Below are 20,995 nucleotides of genomic sequence, written 5' to 3' on the forward strand. Positions count from 1 at the left end.
TTCGTTCTGTTAAGGGGCACATCTGGCGCCAGGGGTTACAGGTCATTGTTGATTTTCATACCCCTGGCAAGCGTGTTCGCGGCAATCAGGTCATAGAATGCAGCGAAATCGGGCGTCAGTTTGTAGAGGTTGCCGCTCTCATCTTGCTCCGGTATAGCAAATGCCTGGATGGCATCTTCAGCATGCAAATGGGTTCTGTCCCAGTAATAAACCCCGCGTCTGCTCGCGTCATTGACCAGGATATAGTAGTTTCCGCCAGGATCGTCACCAATGATGAATGCGTTGCGAATAAACGCAATCTCATCGAGAAATTCATCATTATGGTAGTGAAGATCATAATTTTCGTTCAGCGTATGGAGGCCAAATAACGCATCAAACGCAATGATGCCCTCATCAACACCCTGAAAATCTAACGCACAATAATCGGGACTCTTGACGACAAAACCATTTTGTTTTTTGAGAAATTCCTGGTAGTCATCCGGTAACGTGATGGCATATTTTGTTGTCAACGTCTGAACCTCTGTAACGGGCAGAGGTTTCCCACAAGAAACAGGCATGGTAACTCCTTGTTTTAATCGGTGTGAACACGGCCTGGCCCAAAAACCGACGATAAACTGACGGCACATATTATCGTAGTGAATATCGCAAGCCCAACGTTCACTGCACCTTTCACCCTGACAGCACCTTGTTACCTCTCCGCGTAGCGCGGAAACTGGCGTGGAAAAAGCGTACGCCACGGCCGAGGCTGAACCTCTGTTTCAGATTAAATCCTTTATTAACAACGAATCGGGTGTTTATTGGCTGCCTGCACATGTTAAAAAACTGACAAAATGTGCGATCTTCTTGACACGTCATTGACAGTTAACTGCCTGGTCAGTAATTTCATTTGTAATTATTGACCAGGCAAATACCATGACCGACGCTACGGATATTTCTCCACCCAAACTGCATCTTGGTTTGCTGATCCACCTGGCCAACCAGTTTAAGGATCAGTTGATTAGCCACTATTTCTCCGCCACGGACATCACCGCTGCGCAGTTCAAGGTGCTGATCAGCATTTATAAAGGCTTTAACAGCCCGGTTGAGGTCAGCAAAAACCTGCTGATGGATGCCGGGGCAATGAGCCGCATGCTCGAGCGCATGGTGAAACGCGATTTGGTTGTGCGTAACACCAATCAGGACGACAAGCGCCAGGTCATTCTGGGACTGACCGACAAAGGGCGAGCGATCTGCGACCGTTTTCAGAATGAGGCGCTGGCCTCGATTCTGGGTTCGCTGACCGAACGCCTGACCGCCGACGAATCACGCCAGCTCGTCGAGCTTCTGATCAAAATGCTGCCGGATGAGGCCACTCGTCCACATCGCTAAGCTGTCCTGAATAAGGTTACGATAAAGATGCAAACTCCTTCTGACCAACCGGAACGTGCGCCGGGCAAACGTAAGCGCAATTTTGCCATTCTGTTTGTGCTGCTGCTGTTGATTGCCGCAGGCTGTGTTGCCTGGTATTTGTTATATGCCCGCTATTATGAAACCACCGATGACGCTTATGTAAACGCCAACCTGGTGACGCTAACACCGCAGATTTCCGGCACGGTTACCCAGGTGGCGGTCGATGAAGGCGACTATGTGCAAAAAGGCCAGCCGCTGGTGCTGCTCGATCCCAGCGATACGCAGATCGCCCTGCAACAGGCGGAAGCGAATCTGGCGAGCACGGTGCGCCAGGTGCGTGGTCTCTACAGCACGGTGGATAATTATCGTGCGCAGGTCGCGGCCAAAAAGGTGGCGCTGGAAACCGCGCAAAGCGATTATGTGCGGCGACAGAAGATTGCCGCCAGCGGGGCCATTTCGACCGAAGACCTGGCGCACTACCGTGATGCGGTAACCAGCGCCAAAAGCGACCTGGCGGCGGTGCAGCAGGCATTAAGTACCAACCTGGCGATGGTGGACGATACCGTTATCGACAGCCACCCGGAGATCAAAAATGCGGTGGCCACGCTGCGCCAGCGCTACCTCGACAACGCCCGCAGCACCATCGTTGCGCCGGTGAGCGGTTATGTTGCTAAACGTGCGGTGCAACTGGGCATGCGCGTGGACTCTGGCACCACACTGCTGTCCATTGTACCGTTGGATCAGGTGTGGGTTGACGCCAACTTTAAAGAGAGCCAGATGGACGCCATGCGGCTGGGGCAGAGTGTCACGCTGACGGCGGATCTGTACGGCGATAAAGTCGAATATCAGGGCACGATCACCAGTCTGGGCATTGGCACCGGGAGTGCGTTTTCATTGCTGCCAGCGCAGAACGCCAGCGGTAACTGGATCAAAATCGTCCAGCGCCTGCCGGTCCGTATTACGCTCGATCCTCATGATATGGAGAAACATCCGCTGCGTGTCGGGCTGTCGATGTTCGCCCGCGTGGATATTCGCCATGCTGACGGCCACCTACTGCCGCAACAGAGCGTGCAGACGCCGCGCTTTACCACCGATGTTTACCAGAATGCACTGGCAAATGCGGATCAAGTGGTGGCGAAGATCCTTCATGACAACAGCCAGGTGGTAGCCTCCAGCGCCCGCTAAGAGAGTGGTTATGCAAGATAAGTCGGCGTTCGCGCCACCCAGTCTGCTGCTGGCGACCATTGCGTTGTCGCTGGCGACATTTATGCAGGTGCTGGATACCACTATCGCCAACGTGGCGCTGCCGACGATTGCCGGTAACCTGGGCGTCAGTTCGGATCAGGGCACCTGGGTCATTACCTCATTTGCGGTGTGCAATGCCATTGCGTTGCCGCTCACGGGGTGGTTTACCCGTCGTTTTGGTCAGTTGCGGTTGTTTGTCGGATCGGTGGCGCTGTTCACCCTGACCTCTTTCCTGTGCGGATTCGCCCACAGCATGACTGAGCTTATCATTTTCCGCGCTTTGCAGGGGTTCTTTGCCGGGCCCATGTTTCCGATGTGCCAGACCCTACTACTGGTCATATTCCCGACCAGCAAGCGCAGTATGGCCCTGGCATTGTTATCGATGGTCACCGTGGTGGCACCGATTGTCGGGCCGATTACCGGCGGCTGGATCACCGATAATTACTCCTGGCCGTGGATATTTTATATCAATGTGCCGATCGGTATTTTTGCGGCCATCGTGGTATGGACGCAATTACGCGCCCGCGAAGAAACCACGGTCTCCTCGCCTGTCGACTATGTTGGCATTGCCTTGCTGGTGCTGGGGGTAGGGCTGTTGCAGGTGGTGCTGGATAAAGGCAACGATCTCGACTGGTTTGCCGCCACGGAAATTATCGTCATGTCGGTGATATCCGCGATTGCGCTGGTGTCGTTTGTGATCTGGGAGCTGGGAGAACGCCACCCGATCGTAAACCTGCGGCTGTTTAAAGACCGCAATTTTGCCATCGGTACGCTAACGCTGACGCTCGGGTATGCGGCATTTTTCGCCATCAATATTATTCTGCCGCAGTGGCTGCAAACCCAGATGGGGTATACCGCCATTTGGGCCGGTATGGCCGCCGCCCCGATGGGGTTTTTACCGTTATTACTGACGCCCTTTATTGGTCGTTATGCCCACAAGGTGGATTTGCGTATCCTGGCGACGCTGTCGTTTCTGACGATGGGTGTCTCCTGTCTGATTCGCGCTCAGTTCAATACGAACGTCGACTTCCGTACCATTGCCGAAGTGCAGATGTTTATGGGCATTGGCGTGGCGTTTTTCTTTATGCCAATTACCACCATTGTGCTGTCGAACCTGCACGGGGCTGAGGTGGCGGAGGGATCCGGGCTGGCGACCTTTTTCCGCGTGCTTGGCGGGTCGTTTGCCTCCTCACTCACCACCTGGATCTGGTCACATCGCGAGATCTATCATCATGCGACACTGACGGAGAGCGTTTCGGTGTATAACCCGGCGGCGGTCAATTACCTGAGCCGCATGGGTGGAGCAACGCAGCAGCACCTGGCGGCGGTCGATAAAACCATTGAGCAACAAGCCTATATGATGTCGACCATTGATTATTTCTGGGTGCTGGGTTGGGGATTTATGGCGTTAATGGTGGTGATTTGGTTTGCCCGCCCGCCGTTTGTCCGCTCGGGGGCGCCTGGCGCGCCGTCAGCGGGACATTAATGATAAAGATGAGATAAGTTATGGCAGCAGGATCACCCGCCAGTGATGGCCGTTTATTGCAGCACCGTTCGTTTGTGGCGTTCTGGCTGGCACGCACCAGCTCCAGTTTCGGTTTTCAGATGTTATCGATCATTGTCGGCTGGCAGATTTACGCCCAGACACACAGCGCCTTCTGGCTCGGCATGATCGGTCTGGTACAGTTTATTCCCTCAGTGACGCTGGCATTACCCGCCGGGCATATTGCCGACCAGTTTGATCGCCGTCGCGTGGTGCTACTGGGGCAGATCTGTGAATGGGGGGCCATTGCGTTGCTAGCCTGGCTGACCTGGCAGGGCGATGCCGGCGTCAGCGTGATCCTGCTGCTGATTTTTGTCATCTCCTGCGCCAAAACGCTGGAATCACCGGCCATGGTGTCAATGCTGCCCGCGCTGGTGCCTGCGGCGCTGTTGCCACGGGCTACGGCTGCCAGCGCCGTTTCGGGGCAGGCGGCGCAAATTGTCGGCCCGGCGCTGGGCGGCTTTCTTTACGCCACCGGCGCGGATGTGGTCTATACCGCTACCGCCGGGTTATATCTGGTTTCGCTGCTGCTGGTGATGACCCTGCGTTATGAACAGGCGCAGCCGAAGCGAACGCCCGCCACGCTCTCTTCACTGTTCGCTGGCGTCAGTTTTATCCGTCGTCGCCCGGATGTGCTGGGGGTCATTTCGCTGGATCTGTTTGCGGTACTGTTGGGCGGTGCGACGGCGCTGTTGCCCATATTTGCTCATGATGTGCTGCACACCGGCCCGCTGGGGTTGGGACTACTGCGCAGCGCGCCAGCGGTGGGGGCCCTGCTGGTGGGCTTCTGGTTAAGCCATCGTGCGCTAAACCGTCACGTTGGCATGATCATGTTTGTCAGTGTGGCAGGGTTTGGCGTGGCGACGCTGATTTTCGCCTTCTCAAGCTGGATGTGGCTGTCGTTGCTGGCGCTGTTCGCCCTCGGCGGTTGCGATATGGTGAGCATGGTGATCCGCGGTTCGCTGGTGCAGCTGGATACCCCAGATGAAATGCGCGGGCGGGTTAACGCCGTCAATTCGATCTTTATCAACACCTCAAACCAGCTGGGTGAGTTCGAGTCCGGAATGCTGGCCGCCTGGCTTGGCGCAGTGCCCGCAGCGGCTATTGGCGGCATCGGCACGCTGGTGGTGGTCGCGTTGTGGATGAAGTGGTTCCCCGGCTTGCGCCACCGCCAGCGGCTGGAAAGCAGTGCAGAGTAGGGGAAAAACAACCGGCGTGATTCAGGGCGCGTCGTGAATGGCGATGGCGAACCCCTGTTCCCGCCAGTGTGTGAGCTGTTGCGACTGGCTGCGCGTCAGGCTTTTGCCAGTCCAGGCAAAAAGATGTTGCCCGGGGAAAAACTCCGGGTGGGGCGCATCCAGCGGCTCTGCCAGCACATCAATGCGCCACCCCTGTTGCGTCAGACGCCAGGCTTCCAGCCACAGCCGGGTACGATCTTCATTATTCCAGGCCAGTAATAATGCCTCTTTTCCGGCGCTGCTTCGCGCCGCGGAAATGCATGAAACGGCGTAATCAATGAGGGCGCCATCCAGCAGGCTTAACATGGTTCGCGCGGTGTTGTGATCGCGATTCAGCCGCAGACGAACAGGCACAATAATATTATCGATCAGCACATTCGCGCGATGCTTCGTGCCCAGCGCGGCAACAAGGTGACGCAATTTTGCCGGGCGAACCTCGCGCAGCACCGCAAGGATTTCCTCCTGCACGGCCGCCCAGGGATCGGCCGCCGCTTGCGGGTTATCGTCCAGCAACGCTTTCACTTTACTGACGGACACGCCGCTCTCAATCCAGCGTTTTATCGCTTCTATGCGCTGGATGTCCGTGTCATCAAACTGGCGATGGCCGCCGACGCTACGCTGCGGTTTTAACAGACCGTAACGTCGCTGCCAGGCGCGTAGCGTCACCGGGTTGATGCCGCATTTCTCGGCCACCTCGCCAATACTGTAAAGAGCCATGGCTTCCTCGTACTCTTCCTGCTGATAACTGTCTATCTTATAAAAATGGCGAAAGTTGTACAAACGGAGGAATTGTACAACTTGCAGATTGCAGTTTACTCACGCTCGTCCTGCTTTTCAGGCCAGGCAACCGCTGCGACGCCAAGCGCGAGGGGTTTCGCGAACAGGTAGCCCTGAAACTGCGAAATACCGGCCGACTCCAGCCACATCCACTCTTCCGGCTTCTCGACCCCGACGGCGGATACGGCGATCTCCAGCGAGCGACAGCACTGAATAATGGCGAGGATCACCGCCTGCCGGGAGCCGCTTTTATGCACATCCCCAATAAGCGCCCGGTTAATTTTGATCCGGTCCGGCTGGAACTGCGTCAGCAGTAACAGTCCGGCATGCCCTGCGCCGAAATGGTCAATCGCCACGCGAATGCCTGCGCCTTTCAACAGCTTGACCGCTTCGGTAAATTCACTCAAACGCGTGACGATCTCGCTTTCTGTAAATTCCACGATAATTTGCTCTGGCACCAGCCCGTTCGCATGGATCGCCTGCAGGATTACGTCCACCGCGTGGGGAATTTTCACCAGCGTCATCGGTAGCAGGTTGACGGAGAGGGTCTGCTGGCCCAGCGGGAGTGCCCCGGCCAGGGCGAAAGCCACTTTTTTACTGTGCAGATCGGCGGCATAACGCTCGTCATCATCGCACCCGGCGAAGAACGCCTGCGCGTTACCGCCCTCAGGGGTACGAAGCAGCGCCTCCAGCGACACAATTTGCCGCGCAAAGGGATCAATGATCGGTTGAAACGCGAAGTGGTATGGCAGGGTATTCGCGGCACTGTTCGCCGGAATGCGCACCGGCTCACCCTCCGGGATAAACGCCCAACTGTCAGCCTGCGGCAGTTCAAAATAGTGTTCTTTCGCCTCGTCCTCAACAAACGCCTGAAAGAACTGTAATGCCCGGTCTTCATAAACGAGCTGATACCTGGAGGTGCCCCGGTCCAGCACGGTTTGTAATAGCGCTTCCCGGTCGTGCTCCCGGAGATCAAACAGTTCCATACCGGTCTTACCAAACCGCCGCGACGGGGCGTAGTCGCGTAACAATTCGACCAGGTTGTTGTGGCGTAAATCCGCGCAAATGGCCTGATAAATCGCCATCACGCTCTCTTCCGGCCCTTCCAGTAACTGAAAAAAGTGCGTGCCATTAAAAAGCAGAATGCCGGTCACCCCTGCGTTGCCATTCTTTACATTGGCGGCGGCGACCATATCTTCAAGCATGGCATAGGAGATGCTGTCGCACTGATGACTACGATAGATAAGGGTAGTGAGCATACGCGCCCCGATAGTTGAATGAGCGGCCACAGTAGCAAATGTATACCGCCACGTCTTGCCTGATTTTGGGTCGAGAGTTTTACCGTGAATTGTACAGGTAAGGCGTTCCTGTGAAAGATATATCTTTCATGTAACGTATTGATAATAAAGTCTTAAGATAGATAATTTATTAGAGTGCTAATTATTTTGTACAATTTTACTATGCAAAATTGCTAACTTTGTATAACTTTAATTCTACATTGACTGACCACTGAGCTTACAGGAGTAACAGATGCAACAGAACAGTTTAGTTCCGGGAACAGCAAACGCCATTAATCGCTACTTCAACCGTGCGACGCTGCCAGGTCAGCAAGAAATATTGGGGAAAATTACCGTAGAGATCCTTAAAGAGGGGCGCAATCTGAGCCGCAAAGCAATCTGTTCAAAATTGCTGGCCCGCCTGGAAATGGCCACAAGTCAGGAAGAAGAGAGCCACTATCATGCGCTGATTGGTCTGCTGTTTGATCGTTAATGTAAGCGCAACACTTGCGAGCTTTTAAGTGACCTCTGGTGGGAAACGTTAGCCTGGACGGCTGATGCAGCATGAAGCCGGCCCCTCCAGCGGACTGCCAGAATATCTTCTGCGGTTCGGTTAAAAGCGGCAATCTGAGATGCAGTTATGACAAGTAGTGAAAGAGAGCAACTGACAGATGAACTCATAGGCGTGGCCGTGTTGTCGCTCCTCAATGAGAATGCGCCGATCAGCACGCTGGCATTGATAAGAAGGTTACAGGCGATGGAAGCCAGTGAACCGGATAGCCAGCGTCGAGAGACGCTGGGCAACATTATCGCCGAAATCAGCAGCGATAATTTTGCCGGGGCAGGCCATAAGCCTGCGAAACCGTCAACACCATGGGACGATGGGAACCGGGATAATGTCTATCATCTTTTCAGTCTCCAACAACCGTCCGGCGGCAGTAAAAAACACTGACTGCAGCACGGGCATCCTTTTGAACAATGGTATCAATACATGAGCCAGATGATGCTTGAACAATATGTAGGGTATGCGGATTTGCCCGATAAGGCACTCGCCGAATATTTTCTTAATGCGGGTGAGTCGCTGGCGGAAGAGTCTGCCATATTAGGCGCTGTTATTCGTAATATCCTCGCTGACAGTAAGCATATTACGAATAAAGCCATCATCATTGGGCTGATAAAAATGTTGGAATCGACTGAGGATGTTGTGAAAAGCGACATCATTCGCAAAACACTGGAAATTGTAGTTCGCCATACCACGGATGACCTTTAACTTCCCGCTTGCTCATCTTCGCCACAGGTTTTCGCCCGTGGCGATTTTTTTTGCCCTGAGTCTGCCGCGCTCGCGCAGAGCCGCACGGCTGAAAGGGGCAGGTCACCGGGTTTGCAATCGCGCGTAATTACACCCAGACTCCTGTATTACTGCAAACGGCATCGCACAGGGTGGAGAGGTTACGTATTAAGCTGAAGCCACTGGTAAAGAAAATGGTTATTGGCGTGGTTGTGCTGGCAGCGGTGTTCTTCATCGGGCGGGTTTACCAGTCTGAGAAGGGGCCTTCTCTGCACCGCTGGCACACCGGGTCGGCGGATGAAATGCGCGCCAGCGAGATCGATAACGCAACTTTTGCCGATTATCAGGCACGTGAAGCGGCCATTTTCCGCGACATGCAACGCAACATCACAGATGCGCTAAGCAGTGAGGAGAAAACGGGCCTTAACCGCTTCTCGGCGCAAAGCCCGGTTTACCCGCAACGCTTTGACCCCGACTGGAACCGAACATTTATTCTGCTGCCGCAAGGCAAAGTGCGCGGTGCCGTGGTGCTGTTGCATGGCCTGACGGATTCCCCCTACAGCGTGCATTACCTGGCACAGGCGTATCAACAGCGGGGTTATGTCGCTGTGGTGCCGCGCCTGCCCGGGCATGGCACCGCGCCGGGTTCGCTTGCCACGGTCAAACGGCAGGCGTGGGTGGCGGCGACCCGTCTGGCAGTGCGTGAAGCCACGCGACGGGCAGGAGACAAGGTGCCATTGCACCTCGTCGGCTACTCCAATGGCGGGGCGCTGGCCTTAAAATATGCCCTCGATAGCCTGCAGGATCCGCGTCTGCCAAAGCCGCAGCAAATTGTGCTGTTATCGCCGATGATTGGCGTCACCGCCTATGCGCGCTTTGCCGGACTGGCGGGCTGGCCGTCGGCATTCCCGGCATTCGCCCGCACCGCCTGGCTGAATGTGGTGCCAGAGTTTAACCCCTGGAAGTACAACTCGTTTCCGGTGAATGCTGCGCGGCAATCCTGGTTACTGACCCAGGCGCTGCAACAGCAAATTCAGCAGGCGTCACGCAGTGGGCTGCTCGACAAGCTGGCCCCGGTACTCACCTTTCAGTCGGTAATGGATTCGACTGTCAGCACCCGTGCGGTGGTGGAGTCGCTGTATCGCTGGCTGCCAGCCAACGGCAGTGAACTGGTGGTGTTTGATATTAACCAGGCCGCGGATCTCGGCGTGTTGTTCCGCGCCTCGTCCTACTCGGCAGTGAATACGTTGCTGCCTGCGCCGCCGCGCCGCTACCGCACGGTGGTGATTGCAAACATGTCGCCCCATAGCGTGCAAACCGAGGCGCGCATTACCGAAGCCGGGGAGCAGACAGAGACGCGGCAGCCGTTAACTATCGCCTGGCCGCAGGACATGTACTCCCTGTCTCATGTCGCCGTGCCGTTCCCACCGGAGGATTCGTTATATGGCAGTGCGCCAGCGCAGAAAGAACGCTATGGCATCAGTTTGGGGGTTATTTCACCCCGCGGAGAGAGTTCGACGCTGGTTGTCGGGCTGGATACGTTGATGCGTGCAACGTCCAATCCCTTTTATCCGTGGATGATGGCGCAGGTAGAGGCGCGTATCGATAACGCGCACTGAAGCAGCCTGCCAGTTTATGCTGGCAGGCTGGAGCGGATTTTTAACGATTAAAACGTTTCCCATCCGGCATCTGACGGGCCGGATGCAGCCGCCAGGCGCGGTGTTTTCAGCCCGCTGACCCGTGCTGTAGGCGCATGCTGGGCTCCCGGCAGGCGGAACACATTCACCGTTTCCTGCAATTTGGTGGCCTGATCTTCCAGGCTGCCTGCAGCAGCTGTCGACTCCTGTACCAGTGCGGCGTTCTGCTGGGTGGTGGTGTCCATTTCGCTCATCGCTTGCGCAATCTGCGAGATGCCACGGTTTTGTTCATCCGAGGCGGCGGCGATTTCCTGCATCAGATCTTTCACCTGCGTCACAGAGTGGACAATGCCGCTCATGGTTTCCCCGGCCAGATCAACCTGGCGGGTACCTTCCGCTACCTGAGAAACCGATTCCTGGATCAGCGTCTCGATCTCTTTTGCTGCCTGCGCACTGCGCTGGGCCAGCGAGCGGACTTCACCGGCGACGACGGCGAAACCACGCCCCTGATCGCCGGCACGGGCGGCTTCAACGGCGGCGTTAAGCGCCAGAATGTTGGTCTGGAAGGCAATGCCGTTAATCACCGAGGTAATATCGGCAATGCGGTGCGAGCTTTCACTGATCTCTTTCATCCGCGCTACTGCCGCGCCAACGACATTGCCACCTTTGCTGGCGCTGTCCGACGCGGCGATGGCCAGCACACTGGCCTGTTGGGCGTTCTGCGCGTTCTGTTTCACCGTCGAACTTAACTCTTCCATGCTGGCGGCGGTTTCAACGACCGCAGCGGACTGCTGCTCAGTACGGGCTGCCAGCTCGTTGTTGCCGACCGCAATCTGGTTTGCTGCGGTGCTCACCGAATGGGACGCGGCGCGAACCATCACCAGCGCTTCGGACATCCGGCCTAACAGTGCATTAAAGGCATTCACCGCCGTGCCGATCTCATCCGCGCGTCCGGCTTCCAGCGTCTGGTTCAGGTCCAGATTTTCGCTGATATTCACCATGCCATCTTTCATCGCGTTCAGCCGTTTTTTGATGCCCAGCACGGTCAACAGACCAAAAATACCCAGTACAAAGGTGGCCGCAAGGGTAGCAATGGCCGAGATCATGATTGCGTTGCTGATCATGGTGCTGCTGGCCTTATTCGCCTCGTCGACCAGTTTGGTGTTATACGCTACCTGGTCCGCGAAGTCCTTAATCAGGGTATCGACGCTGGCGGCAATGACGCCGCCCGGGCGCATGGCGCCCACAATCGCGTTGCGATCGTTGCTGTCGGAGATAGCAAAATAGTGATCCATTACCGGGCGGAAGCTTTGCAAATCAGCCTGCGTCTTTTTCGACAATTCCAGGTCATGATCGTCAGACACAAGGTCGTTAAGATAATGCTGATGCATGGCCAGCAGTTCATCATAAGATTTCCCAACGTCCTGTTTAATGGTATCCATCTCGTTTTTATCTGTCGCCAGGCCATGCAAAAATAATTTGGCGCGCAGTTGCGTCAGTTTGATGGTTTCCTGATTCATCACATTAAGGCTGGGCAGGATATTTTCCTGAAAATATTCATTATTACTGCCAATTTTCGACAATGAAATCATTGAGATCACATTGGTCACGATCAGGCTAATAATCAACAGTGAAAACGTCAGTAATAAACGCCTGGTAATATTCATAAACACTCCCGGTAAATTCATTGCTATCAATCAAAACGTTAATAAAAAAATGCATGCGGGAGTCCTTCCACAAATACCTTGCCATCTCTGTCTGGCATTACAACGAGCAGAATTAACTCTCAGTGGTGCACCTGCCTGGTCGAAAGCTGTTGCAGAACCGTCAATTGCGCCACGGCTTCCTGCATGGCATCCATGCCGGAGGTCAGGGCGTGCAGGCTGCTTAAATGCTGAGCAATATTTTCACGCTCATGGGTGGTTTTCTGACTCATACTGGCGATAGTATCGGCAGCGGAAATCGAGTGCTGCGCCATGTTATTCGCCGTTTCAACGGTGTTGTTCGCCACGTCGCGAATGCGCGAAATGGTGCTCACTGCCTGGTTAATATTTTCTGCGGTGGCATCGGCCTGCTCTTTAGACGAATGCGCCAGCCGGCGAACTTCGCTGGCGACGACCGCAAAACCTCGGCCCGCTTCACCGGCGCGCGCCGCTTCAACAGCGGCATTGAGCGCCAGCAGGTTAGTCTGAAACGCAATGTTGCTGATGCCGCTGGTGATTTCATTAATACCAACTGAAATTTTTTCCAGCGCGTCCAGACCTTCCACCAGCCGGCTTTGCGCCTGCTGGCTCTGCAGGGCGATGTCACTGATCGAGCGGATGCTGTTTTCCGCCAGCCCCAGCGTCTCATTCTGCGTTTGTGTAGCGGCTTCCAGCATCGGCAGGGCCGCCATTAACGGTGCCAGCTGTTGCTGGTAAGCCACCACGCGATTGATAACCCCCGTCTGGAAGTCATTTAACGCTTCCCAGCGGCGTAAGCCGCGTTGGGCATAGTGTCCGGCATAACTGGCGTACTCCACCGGGAAGTGGGCCATCGCTTTTACCCGGTGATTGAAAAAGACCAGCGCCGATAACGTCTGGTTGATGGGCACACCGAGAATTTCACCAAAACTGGAAAACCCGGCCGCCGGTAAGCCCTTAAAGAAGTGCGCATTATGCAGCTGCGATTCGCTGCCAAGGCGGCGCAAAATACAGTCATTCATCAGGATCGCGGCAGGTTTGCCAAGCTCAGCAATAAACGCTTTCCAGTCTTGCTGGGTCGCTTGTTTAAAATCGGTTTCTTCCAGCAGATAGAGCCGGTCGCCAAACTCAAGATCGCAGAAAAAGTGCACCCCTTGCGCGTCAATTTTAGCAATCGAGCGAATAAAGTACTCATCGCCGACTTTGACGCCAAAGGTTAAGCCTTTCAGCCCCTCTGTCAGGTGCTGCTCGTCACAACGCAGGTGCTGCGCCAGCGCGGCGGTAAAGGACTGCTGCTGGCCCTGCTCATTAAACACCGACGTTACGGTCCGGGCGACGGGATCGGCCTGCGCAATCAGCCAGCTTTTTTTCAGCGGCTTAAAGTTCTGGCTTTTGAACGGGGCGAACCCTTTTCCGCTGGCCATCTGGCAGAAAATAATCACGGCTTTGCCCTGTAAGACTTTGCCGCCCACGCTAATCCAGGTGCCGTCAAACGCCAGCTTGCCACCTGCCGAGCCGCCGATGGCGAGGCACGGGAAACGGCCGCTGTTATACCAGGCCTGCATCAGAAAGCCTTCGGAGGCAGAAAGACCGTCGCAATAAACCATTGCAAAGGTGCGATCGGATGAAAGGGGCATTCGCACCTGCAGGGCTTCTAACTCGCGTTGAATGGCCCGGATGCGATCGGTTGCCGTATGCGTCGTGTTGACGTGCAGGTCAACCACATGGACTTCATGCTTTGCAATCAGACTCTCGGGCAGCATTAACCAGCTGCCTTGTTGACCGGCACCGTCGCAGTAGGTGGTTTCCCGGCCGCTGCTACTGAGCGCACCGCTGGATGAGAGCGTCAACACGGTTAATTTTGGCGAGTTAAAGCGTTGCCAGGCCTGGCTGACCTGCGCATAGTCGGCATTCGGAGGCACAAACGTCATTAGAATGCCGGAAGCGCGATGACTCAAGCCCGCAGCGGATAATGAAGCGGGCAGTTGCTGGCAATCATAAATGCCATTTGCAGGGTGATGCCGGTTGCGCAGAGAACCGCCCGACAGATTTTTCATCGCCTTCAGTAAGGACATATTTTCACCTTAATTTTTATTAAGTTAACTGCTGGTTTTTGGGCAAAACATCCTGGTGAATTTATGTTACTTTTAAGCCGGTTCCGTGCGCGGGCATTTTTTTATTTAAAGGCGCAGGCTGTTTTTGTTATTCAACACAGGAGTGTTATCGCCCGCCTGCAGAAGAACTTTAATCTGCTAACGCCGGTTATTATTATGCTGCGCAGCGCCATGCCGCTAATTATCAGGTGAAAACGAAGCGGCCGCAGCGAAATAGAATTACAGGGTTAAAAAGAGTTTTAATATTGTGATCTTGTGCTAAGAAAATACTTAAGAAAACTTAAGCAAGGAACGTTATTTTATTTCAATAATAAAAACGGAGAGGGAAAAAGCGGCAGCCCGCGGGCTACCGCTTAACGTCAGGCAGAGATTTTTTTACGCACAAACAGGCTGTAGCTCAGTGCGCCAAGGCACAGCAAGCCTGCGCCCAGTAAAAAGACGTAGGTAAATTTTCCGGTGGCATCAAGGATAATGCCAGTCACAATCGGTGCCAGTGCCGCCCCCAGGAACCCGCCAAAGTTCTGGATAGCGCCCAGCGAGGCGACTTGATCCTTCGGCGCGATATCGCTGGCCAGTGTCCAGAGCGCACCTTGCGGCATTTGTGAAAAGAAATAGCCCATCGCCAGCAACGCAATCGCCAGCGGCGTGCTGTCGACAAAGGGAATCGGGGCCACAAAGCAGGCGGCCAGCGCGGCACCCAGCACAATCGGCACCTTGCGCGAGGTGATGGCGGGCAGGCCGCGACGCACCAGACGGTCAGACAACATGCCGCCCACCAGTACGCCAAGGATCCCGGCAAGGAACGGGATGGAGGCAATCCAGCCGGTCGCTTTGAGACTGAATCCCAACGATTTTTCCAGGTAGCCCGGCAGCCAGGTCAAATAAACCCAGATGGTAAACATAATTGAGAAGTTACCGATCACCATCGCCCAGGTCGCCGGGTAACGGAACAGCGCTCCCCAGCTGGTTTGCGCACTGGCCTGCGCCGGGGAGTTCTGACGCTGACCGGCATGCAGCAGCATCTCTTCACGCGCATCGGGATCGCGATAAAACTTCCACCATGCCACCAACAACGGCAAACCCAGCAGACCAATGGCGATAAACATGCCGCGCCAGCCAAAGGCGAGCAGCAGGATCGTCAGGATCGGCGGCGCGATAGCATTCGCAATTTGTGAGCCGGTATTAATGACGGCGGTAGGTAATCCACGTTCATTGTCGCCAAACCAGCGGTGGGTGATTTTGATACCGGAGGTGAAAAACGGCGACTCAGAAATGCCCAGCATCATACGCAGGCCATAGAAAAAGCTATAGCTGTTCACAAAGGCCGCCAGTACCGTAAAGCCGGACCATAAACAGAGCGCGGCAGAGAATATTCGCTTCGGGCCGAATTTATCGACCAGCCAGCCTGCCGGCAGATTCGCCAGCGCGTAAGGCCAGAGGAAAGCCGAAAGCAGCAGACCCATTTCGGTTTGCGAAAAACCAAACTCTGCGGCGATGGTGGTGTTGGCGATACTCAGGTTAGCGCGATCGAGATAGTTGACAATCGCTGCCAGTAACAGGATCAGGATGATCCCCCAGCGTAAACGCCCGACCACGCCAGTCTGGCCCGGTACGGCGATGTTGCCCGGTATAACGGAATCAGTGGCGCTTTTCATTGTGCGGCTCCTTGCTGAAACAGGCTGCAATGAATTTTGATGACTGCTTTACGCAGCCGCGAGGTGCCGTGCGTGTCGCAGCAAGGGCGGTGGATATCGTGCGGGAAAAAGAGGGCGAACATACCCGGCGTCAGCGAAATCATCGATTCGTTGACCGTGTGCTGGTAAAAGACGATGTCGTGTTCGTGGCGAGCTTCCACCACGCGGTGGCTGGCATGCGGGCGCGCCACGCCGATGGTTTCTTCCCCCGCCAGCAGGTACTGAACATCAACATACTCCCGATGGGATTCTGCCCGGCGCTGCGCTGCGGGTTCGGTCTCCATCTCCTGTAACAGGCAGAACATTTTATTGCCCGGTAAAATGTCATATTTTGCCGGTGCCAGCTGTGAAAAGTCGGTACTGGCAATCCAACTGATGGCATGATCAATTATCGGATGGAAGGCAGACTTCTCTTTCGCCCAGTCTGAGCGATCGCAAACAATCATGAGTGTTTCCCCGTATCGTTATCGTTGGCGGGTGTAAGGTGCAGAGTGAGAGGGGAACAACCCCTCCCGCGCCGGGGTTAGTCGGCAATACGTTGTTGCCAGATCGCGGTGCCTTCACGGATTTGCTCCAGCAGCACGCTGAGCCCCCAGAATTTTTCCAGGACGTTGTCTTTGTTTACCCGGCAAAATTCGCTGGCGAAGGTGCCGAGATGCTGGTGGTAAATTTTGGCGTTTTTCGGGTAGCCCAGCGTTTCTGTTACCGCGCTCAAGGAGAGGAACAGCGACAGTTCCTGCGCTTTTTCCGGCTGGCTGGCACCATGGTGGTAAAGCCAGTGGTACAGCGCCGGGTGGAAGTTGGTAAAAACACCGCTAAAGCCTTTGGAACCGGCCTGCATTGCGGGCCAGGCAATGGCGGCATTAGCATTAATAACCTGCAGTGGTGTGCCCGCCGCCAGCGCCACGCGGCGTTGCACCGTAGGCAAGTCGCAACTGACATCTTTCAGTACCACAAAGCGCCCGCTGGTGGCGCAAAAACGGAACTCTTCATCGCTTAACAGACGGCGATACGGTGCCGGGCATTCATACAGGCCCAGCGGCAGTGACGGCGGTAGGGTGTCAAGCAGTGCTTGCAGTGTGCGGTAAAAGACCTCGCTGCCCTGCTGCTGCGGGTCAAGATGATTGGTCACCAGCACCAGCGCGTCGATCCCGGTTTGCGCCATGGCCAGTAGTTCTTCTTTTTGTTGCTGCAGATCATCACTGATATGCCCCGAGGCGATAACCGGCACACGGCCCGCCACTTTATTGACCACAAACTTTGCCAGTTCCACGCGTTCGTCGAGGGTCAGATACTGCATTTCACTGGACTGGCAAACGGCAAACAGCGCATCGACACCCTCTGTCAGATACCAGTTAATCAGCTTCTCAAGCCCCGGATAATCAATCTGATTGTCGGCGGTAAACGGGGTCAACATCACAGGCACGATGCCTTCGATCGGTTTCATTTTATTCTCCTGAGTGCGGCAGTCGCCGCGATAAAAGGGGGTTTAACGCTGCGACAAGCGGGCGGCAACCTGTTCACGATTGGGCATGTTCGCCGCACCTTCACGTTCGACGGCCAGCGAGGCGAAGGCGGAAGCATGCGTGGCTGCCTGCACGATGCTGTGGCCTGCCGCCAGGGCCGAGGCAAGCGCACCGTTAAAGGCATCGCCAGCGCCGGTTGTATCAACACTGACGGCAGGAAAGGCCGGAATATGCTGGAATTGCTGCTGGTCATACAGCAGCGCACCCTGCGCGCCCATGGTGATCACCACGCGGCGTGCGCCGAGACGGGCAATTTCCTGCGCGGCCTGCTTCGCGCTGGCAAGATCGACCACTTCAATGCCCGACAGCAGCGAGGCTTCTGTCTGGTTGGGGGTAATCAGGTCGAGGTAATCAAGACAGGCCAGCACATCCATTGAGAAAGGTGCCGGATTCATGATCACGCGCACCCCCATGCGATGGGCCAGCTTGATGGCGTTAAGCGTGGCGGAAAAATTATTCTCCAGTTGCACCAGCAGAACATCCGACTGCGCCAGTTCATCAGCCATTTCGGCGATTTCGCCATCGGTGAGGGTCTGATTTGCACCGGAATAAATGGCAATCATGTTCTCGCCATTCTCTTGCGAGACATAAATGATGGCGCTGCCGGTGGGTTCCGCTTCTGTTTGATAGAGCTTAAAAGAGTGAATGTCGGAGCCAGATAAGTGGTCGAAAGCGAACTGACTGAACTGGTCGGTACCGACTTTGGAAACAAAATGCACATTTGCCCCCGCCCGGCTTGCCGCCAGGGCCTGATTTGCGCCTTTACCGCCGGGGCCGAGCGCGCTGCTTAGCGCCAACAACGACTCGCCGCCTTTGGGAAAACGCGCTACCCTGGCCACGATATCGACATTAAATGATCCGAGAATACAAACCCTACCGCTCATGCTTTTTCCTTCTGCTTCAGTCCGACGCTGTGGGATGGTGTTTTCCAGTTTTCGCAATAACACTTCAAACTCATCCCCGGTTTCGCTGATCAGGCGCGCTTGCAGATTGCGACGAACCATGATGGCACCCCCGTGACAGCGCTGGATCAATCCCTGTTTCGCCAGCGCGTTCAGGTCGCTGCGAATGGTTTCCCGGGTTACCGCAAGCGTTCGCGCCAGTCCGTTCACCGTGACGCGCTCGTGCTGATCCAGCCAGCGAAGGATCTGTTGTCGTCGTTCCTGCAAAAACATAGAAATCTCCTGATTTGTTAAAAGAATACGGGTGTGATTGTTTGTAAGAATGTGACAGAAATCCTCTAAGGCAGGTCAAAACAAAAGGAAACAAAAAGGGACGCGACAAGAAGGGGATGGGAGCAGCGCGAGAGCGTGCCCCTGAGAGTGGGGGTTAACAGGACTTGCCAGTGGAAAAAATGCTGCTGAGAGGAGAAAGGTTTACTGTTCTTTTTTCCGGCGCAGCGTGAGTAACGGCATCACTGAAATACCGTGTAACAGCACGCTGACAGTCACCACAGTGATGGCGGTGTCGGTCAGCAGGTTGGCACCGCTCCCCTGCAAACCATGCACCCAGGCGTAGGCAATGTAATTCAGACTACCGATACCGCGAATACCGAGCCAGCCAAGGCTAAGCCGGTGCAGTAACGAGGCCTGCGAGCGCCATGTCAGGATAAACACCGCCGCCGGGCGGATGACGATAAACAAAATAAACGCCAGCAGCAGAGCATGAAGATCCCAGTGCTGCGACAGGGTTACGCCAAGCACAATCACCAGCGCGGCCGCAAAAATGCGCTCGACCGTATCGCCGAAGGAGAGGGCATCGCCAATGACCAGCCCGACCGATTTTATGGGGTTATGCTCTTCCAGATCGTGGCGGGTATGGGGGTTGACCTGCATCTCCGCGGGCAGATCCGGATCTTGCTCTTCCCCGGCATGCCGCTTCTGCACGCTGACTTCGGCGCTGCGCAACCCGACCCCTGCGGCAAACGCGGCAAGAAAACCGGAAGCGCTTACCGCCATCGCCAGCGAAAAGCTCAGGCAGATCAGGGCCAGCGCAATAAAATCACTTGGAGCGACTTCGCCCTGGGCGTGGCGTGAACGGGTGGCCACCAGGCCAACTAACCGCCCGAGCAAAAAGCCGATCAGCAGCCCTCCCACCAGGGCCCACACCAGATCGACGCCCAGCCATTTGAGCCACTCTTCATGATGAATTGCACCGCCTGCGTGGTGCCACAGCAGCGCCAGCATCAGAAAGGGCAACGCCGTGCCATCATTCAGCCCCGCCTCGCTGGACAAGGCAATACGCAGTCTGTCGTCATCACGGGCGTCATTGATTGACACCAGGCTGGCCAGCACCGGATCGGTCGGGGCCAGAATCGCGGCTAGCGCCAGTGACAACGGCCACGACAGGTTAAGCAGAAAGTGCGCCGCGACCATCAACCCGGCGATAGTCAAAAGCATGCCGGGCAGCGCGAGTGTGACGCCCATGCGCCAGTATGAAGAGGTGAGCGGCAGGCGAATCTTCAGCCCGGTGATAAACAGCGATGCCGCCATAGCGATTTCGGTAATGCGGCTGGTTAAATGTGCATGAGCAATAAGATCAAGATGAATGATGTTAAACCCCCACGGGCCGCAGGCGATGCCCGTGAGTAAATAGAGGCCAAACACCGGTACCGGAATGCGGCTGATCCAGCCGTAAGAGAGCGACATCAGTAATAACAGGCAGCCCGTTGCCGCCGTCCACGCCAGATAACCCATAGATCTCCATGATTAAATACATGACACCTCAAAGGGTATAGCTGCTGCGCCGGAGATATTCCAGAAAACCAACAAGCGCAACGGTACTTTCTGCGAGAGTATGTGAAAGATATTTAACCTGCGAGCGTGTTTTCATTTTTTACTATTTTACTCTAACCTTTATTTCGCCAGGTAATAATAAATATGTCAGGAGAGGAAGCGTGCATAGCCTAAATAAAGGTGTGTGGAATAAAATTCAGATAACTGCCCAGGCAGAGCACAATAATATACTCCTTGAGTGCGATGTGGCAGCGCGAGAAATTCTTTGGGTCAGGAGGTAATGATGACGAACACATTTACATCTGGGGCGAGTGAGTTAGGCCGCGTATTGGTCGCAAAACAGTTGCAACTGGCGACAGCAGAGTCCTGCACCGGCGGGTTGATTGCTTCGCAACTGTGTGCGGCGGAAGATACACCGTCGTTCTATGGCAGCGGTTTTGTCACCTATACGGATGAGGCAAAAATCAACATGCTGGGTGTTAATGTCCAGACGCTCGCCGCCTGGACGGCCGTCAGCGAGCAGGTTGTTAAAGAGATGGCAGCAGGCGCAGCCGAGCGATCCGGGGCCAGCGTCAGCCTCTCAGTCAGCGGTTATGCCGGCCCTGATGGCGGTGAAGACGGTACGCCTGCCGGGACGGTCTGGTTTGCCTGGCAATTACCCGACGGAAATATTACTACCGAGAAGAAACATTTTTCCGGTGACAGCGAAACGGTTATTAAGCAGGCGGCAAGTTATGCGCTGAATAACCTCATTACGTTATTGTCTGAATAATGTGAATTCTTTTCGTAATAAGATGTTTTACGATGAAATAGTTCTCTCAACGAGAGAGTAATCCACCGCGCTATTTTG

19 protein-coding genes are annotated in these 20,995 nt (G+C 55.2%); 9 read left to right on the forward strand and 10 right to left on the reverse strand.

Features of this window, described 5'->3' with window-relative positions:
* Positions 1-35: 35 nt before the first annotated feature.
* Positions 36-557, reverse strand: coding sequence for an SMI1/KNR4 family protein (locus tag RTX30_RS10005; protein ID WP_312689350.1), 522 nt, complete (start codon positions 555-557; stop codon positions 36-38).
* 355 nt (positions 558-912) lie between these two features.
* Between RTX30_RS10005 and RTX30_RS10010 the strand changes: the two genes are divergently transcribed.
* Genes RTX30_RS10010 through RTX30_RS10025 form a run of 4 tightly spaced genes read left to right on the forward strand, consistent with a single transcriptional unit; the run spans position 913 to position 5,376 of the window.
* Complete coding sequence (locus RTX30_RS10010; protein WP_312689351.1) at positions 913-1,368, forward strand: MarR family transcriptional regulator; 456 nt, start codon at positions 913-915, stop codon at positions 1,366-1,368.
* A 27-nt stretch (positions 1,369-1,395) separates the two neighbouring features.
* Complete coding sequence (locus RTX30_RS10015; protein WP_312689352.1) at positions 1,396-2,574, forward strand: efflux RND transporter periplasmic adaptor subunit; 1,179 nt, start codon at positions 1,396-1,398, stop codon at positions 2,572-2,574.
* Between the two features lie 10 nt (positions 2,575-2,584).
* The gene (locus RTX30_RS10020) at positions 2,585-4,120 is read left to right on the forward strand and encodes a DHA2 family efflux MFS transporter permease subunit (RefSeq protein ID WP_312689353.1); all 1,536 of its coding nucleotides are present in this window, start codon (positions 2,585-2,587) and stop codon (positions 4,118-4,120) included.
* Between the two features lie 20 nt (positions 4,121-4,140).
* Entirely contained in the window at positions 4,141-5,376 is a 1,236-nt protein-coding gene (locus RTX30_RS10025; protein WP_312689355.1) for an MFS transporter, read from the forward strand.
* A gap of 21 nt (positions 5,377-5,397) precedes the next feature.
* Here RTX30_RS10025 and RTX30_RS10030 read toward each other — a convergent pair whose 3' ends face one another.
* A complete protein-coding gene (locus RTX30_RS10030; protein WP_312689357.1) occupies positions 5,398-6,132 on the reverse strand; it encodes a MerR family transcriptional regulator in 735 nt (244 codons plus the stop codon).
* 95 nt (positions 6,133-6,227) lie between these two features.
* Positions 6,228-7,451, reverse strand: a complete 1,224-nt coding sequence (locus RTX30_RS10035; protein ID WP_312689359.1) for a diguanylate phosphodiesterase — start codon at positions 7,449-7,451, stop codon at positions 6,228-6,230.
* Positions 7,452-7,722: 271 nt separating this feature from the next.
* On the opposite strand from RTX30_RS10035, the gene ycgZ reads away from it, so the two are divergent.
* From ycgZ to RTX30_RS10055, 4 genes are all read left to right on the forward strand, one after another.
* Complete coding sequence (ycgZ, locus tag RTX30_RS10040) at positions 7,723-7,962, forward strand: regulatory protein YcgZ (protein WP_312689361.1); 240 nt, start codon at positions 7,723-7,725, stop codon at positions 7,960-7,962.
* 147 nt (positions 7,963-8,109) lie between these two features.
* Positions 8,110-8,421, forward strand: a complete 312-nt coding sequence (locus tag RTX30_RS10045; protein WP_312689363.1) for a hypothetical protein — start codon at positions 8,110-8,112, stop codon at positions 8,419-8,421.
* Positions 8,422-8,460: 39 nt separating this feature from the next.
* Positions 8,461-8,739: a biofilm development regulator YmgB/AriR family protein gene (locus RTX30_RS10050; RefSeq protein ID WP_312689365.1), complete on the forward strand. Its 279-nt coding sequence runs from the start codon at positions 8,461-8,463 to the stop codon at positions 8,737-8,739.
* A 212-nt stretch (positions 8,740-8,951) separates the two neighbouring features.
* A complete protein-coding gene (locus RTX30_RS10055; RefSeq protein WP_312689367.1) occupies positions 8,952-10,376 on the forward strand; it encodes an alpha/beta hydrolase in 1,425 nt (474 codons plus the stop codon).
* Positions 10,377-10,423: 47 nt separating this feature from the next.
* Here the strand turns inward: RTX30_RS10055 and RTX30_RS10060 are convergent, their stop codons facing one another.
* From RTX30_RS10060 to RTX30_RS10090, 7 genes are all read right to left on the reverse strand, one after another.
* On the reverse strand, positions 10,424-12,061 hold the full coding sequence (locus RTX30_RS10060; protein WP_312689369.1) for a methyl-accepting chemotaxis protein: 1,638 nt from the start codon (positions 12,059-12,061) through the stop codon (positions 10,424-10,426).
* Positions 12,062-12,180: 119 nt separating this feature from the next.
* Positions 12,181-14,151, reverse strand: a complete 1,971-nt coding sequence (locus tag RTX30_RS10065) for a methyl-accepting chemotaxis protein (protein ID WP_312689371.1) — start codon at positions 14,149-14,151, stop codon at positions 12,181-12,183.
* Positions 14,152-14,549: 398 nt separating this feature from the next.
* On the reverse strand, positions 14,550-15,845 hold the full coding sequence (locus tag RTX30_RS10070) for an MFS transporter (protein ID WP_312689373.1): 1,296 nt from the start codon (positions 15,843-15,845) through the stop codon (positions 14,550-14,552).
* Positions 15,842-16,330, reverse strand: coding sequence for a YhcH/YjgK/YiaL family protein (locus RTX30_RS10075; RefSeq protein WP_312689374.1), 489 nt, complete (start codon positions 16,328-16,330; stop codon positions 15,842-15,844). Before RTX30_RS10075 ends, RTX30_RS10070 begins: the two co-directional genes overlap by 4 nt.
* A 77-nt stretch (positions 16,331-16,407) precedes the next feature.
* On the reverse strand, positions 16,408-17,331 hold the full coding sequence (locus RTX30_RS10080; RefSeq protein WP_312689376.1) for a dihydrodipicolinate synthase family protein: 924 nt from the start codon (positions 17,329-17,331) through the stop codon (positions 16,408-16,410).
* A gap of 42 nt (positions 17,332-17,373) precedes the next feature.
* Positions 17,374-18,585, reverse strand: coding sequence for a ribokinase (rbsK, locus tag RTX30_RS10085; RefSeq protein ID WP_312689377.1), 1,212 nt, complete (start codon positions 18,583-18,585; stop codon positions 17,374-17,376).
* A 201-nt stretch (positions 18,586-18,786) separates the two neighbouring features.
* A complete protein-coding gene (locus RTX30_RS10090; protein ID WP_312689379.1) occupies positions 18,787-20,106 on the reverse strand; it encodes a cation:proton antiporter in 1,320 nt (439 codons plus the stop codon).
* A 322-nt stretch (positions 20,107-20,428) separates the two neighbouring features.
* Here RTX30_RS10090 and RTX30_RS10095 point away from each other — a divergent pair, with 322 nt between their 5' ends.
* Positions 20,429-20,917, forward strand: a complete 489-nt coding sequence (locus RTX30_RS10095) for a 2-oxo-tetronate isomerase (RefSeq protein ID WP_312689507.1) — start codon at positions 20,429-20,431, stop codon at positions 20,915-20,917.
* The last annotated feature ends 78 nt before the right edge of the window (positions 20,918-20,995 follow it).

This window comes from Kosakonia sp. (genome assembly GCF_032052965.1).
Taxonomy (GTDB): domain Bacteria; phylum Pseudomonadota; class Gammaproteobacteria; order Enterobacterales; family Enterobacteriaceae; genus Kosakonia.

Bases quoted from the DNA above. Each gene is read 5' to 3' on its own strand.
- RTX30_RS10035 (WP_312689359.1), bottom strand. From the start codon at position 7,451: ATGCTCACTACCCTTATCTATCGTAGTCATCAGTGCGACAGCATCTCC.
- RTX30_RS10010 (WP_312689351.1), top strand. From the start codon at position 913: ATGACCGACGCTACGGATATTTCTCCACCCAAACTGCATCTTGGTTTG.
- RTX30_RS10070 (WP_312689373.1), bottom strand. From the start codon at position 15,845: ATGAAAAGCGCCACTGATTCCGTTATACCGGGCAACATCGCCGTACCG.
- RTX30_RS10005 (WP_312689350.1), bottom strand. From the start codon at position 557: ATGCCTGTTTCTTGTGGGAAACCTCTGCCCGTTACAGAGGTTCAGACG.
- RTX30_RS10065 (WP_312689371.1), bottom strand. From the start codon at position 14,151: ATGTCCTTACTGAAGGCGATGAAAAATCTGTCGGGCGGTTCTCTGCGC.
- RTX30_RS10060 (WP_312689369.1), bottom strand. From the start codon at position 12,061: ATGAATATTACCAGGCGTTTATTACTGACGTTTTCACTGTTGATTATT.
- RTX30_RS10020 (WP_312689353.1), top strand. From the start codon at position 2,585: ATGCAAGATAAGTCGGCGTTCGCGCCACCCAGTCTGCTGCTGGCGACC.
- RTX30_RS10095 (WP_312689507.1), top strand. From the start codon at position 20,429: ATGACGAACACATTTACATCTGGGGCGAGTGAGTTAGGCCGCGTATTG.
- RTX30_RS10015 (WP_312689352.1), top strand. From the start codon at position 1,396: ATGCAAACTCCTTCTGACCAACCGGAACGTGCGCCGGGCAAACGTAAG.
- RTX30_RS10080 (WP_312689376.1), bottom strand. From the start codon at position 17,331: ATGAAACCGATCGAAGGCATCGTGCCTGTGATGTTGACCCCGTTTACC.
- RTX30_RS10030 (WP_312689357.1), bottom strand. From the start codon at position 6,132: ATGGCTCTTTACAGTATTGGCGAGGTGGCCGAGAAATGCGGCATCAAC.
- RTX30_RS10055 (WP_312689367.1), top strand. From the start codon at position 8,952: ATGGTTATTGGCGTGGTTGTGCTGGCAGCGGTGTTCTTCATCGGGCGG.
- RTX30_RS10090 (WP_312689379.1), bottom strand. From the start codon at position 20,106: ATGGGTTATCTGGCGTGGACGGCGGCAACGGGCTGCCTGTTATTACTG.
- RTX30_RS10050 (WP_312689365.1), top strand. From the start codon at position 8,461: ATGAGCCAGATGATGCTTGAACAATATGTAGGGTATGCGGATTTGCCC.
- RTX30_RS10075 (WP_312689374.1), bottom strand. From the start codon at position 16,330: ATGATTGTTTGCGATCGCTCAGACTGGGCGAAAGAGAAGTCTGCCTTC.
- ycgZ (WP_312689361.1), top strand. From the start codon at position 7,723: ATGCAACAGAACAGTTTAGTTCCGGGAACAGCAAACGCCATTAATCGC.
- RTX30_RS10025 (WP_312689355.1), top strand. From the start codon at position 4,141: ATGGCAGCAGGATCACCCGCCAGTGATGGCCGTTTATTGCAGCACCGT.
- rbsK (WP_312689377.1), bottom strand. From the start codon at position 18,585: ATGTTTTTGCAGGAACGACGACAACAGATCCTTCGCTGGCTGGATCAG.
- RTX30_RS10045 (WP_312689363.1), top strand. From the start codon at position 8,110: ATGACAAGTAGTGAAAGAGAGCAACTGACAGATGAACTCATAGGCGTG.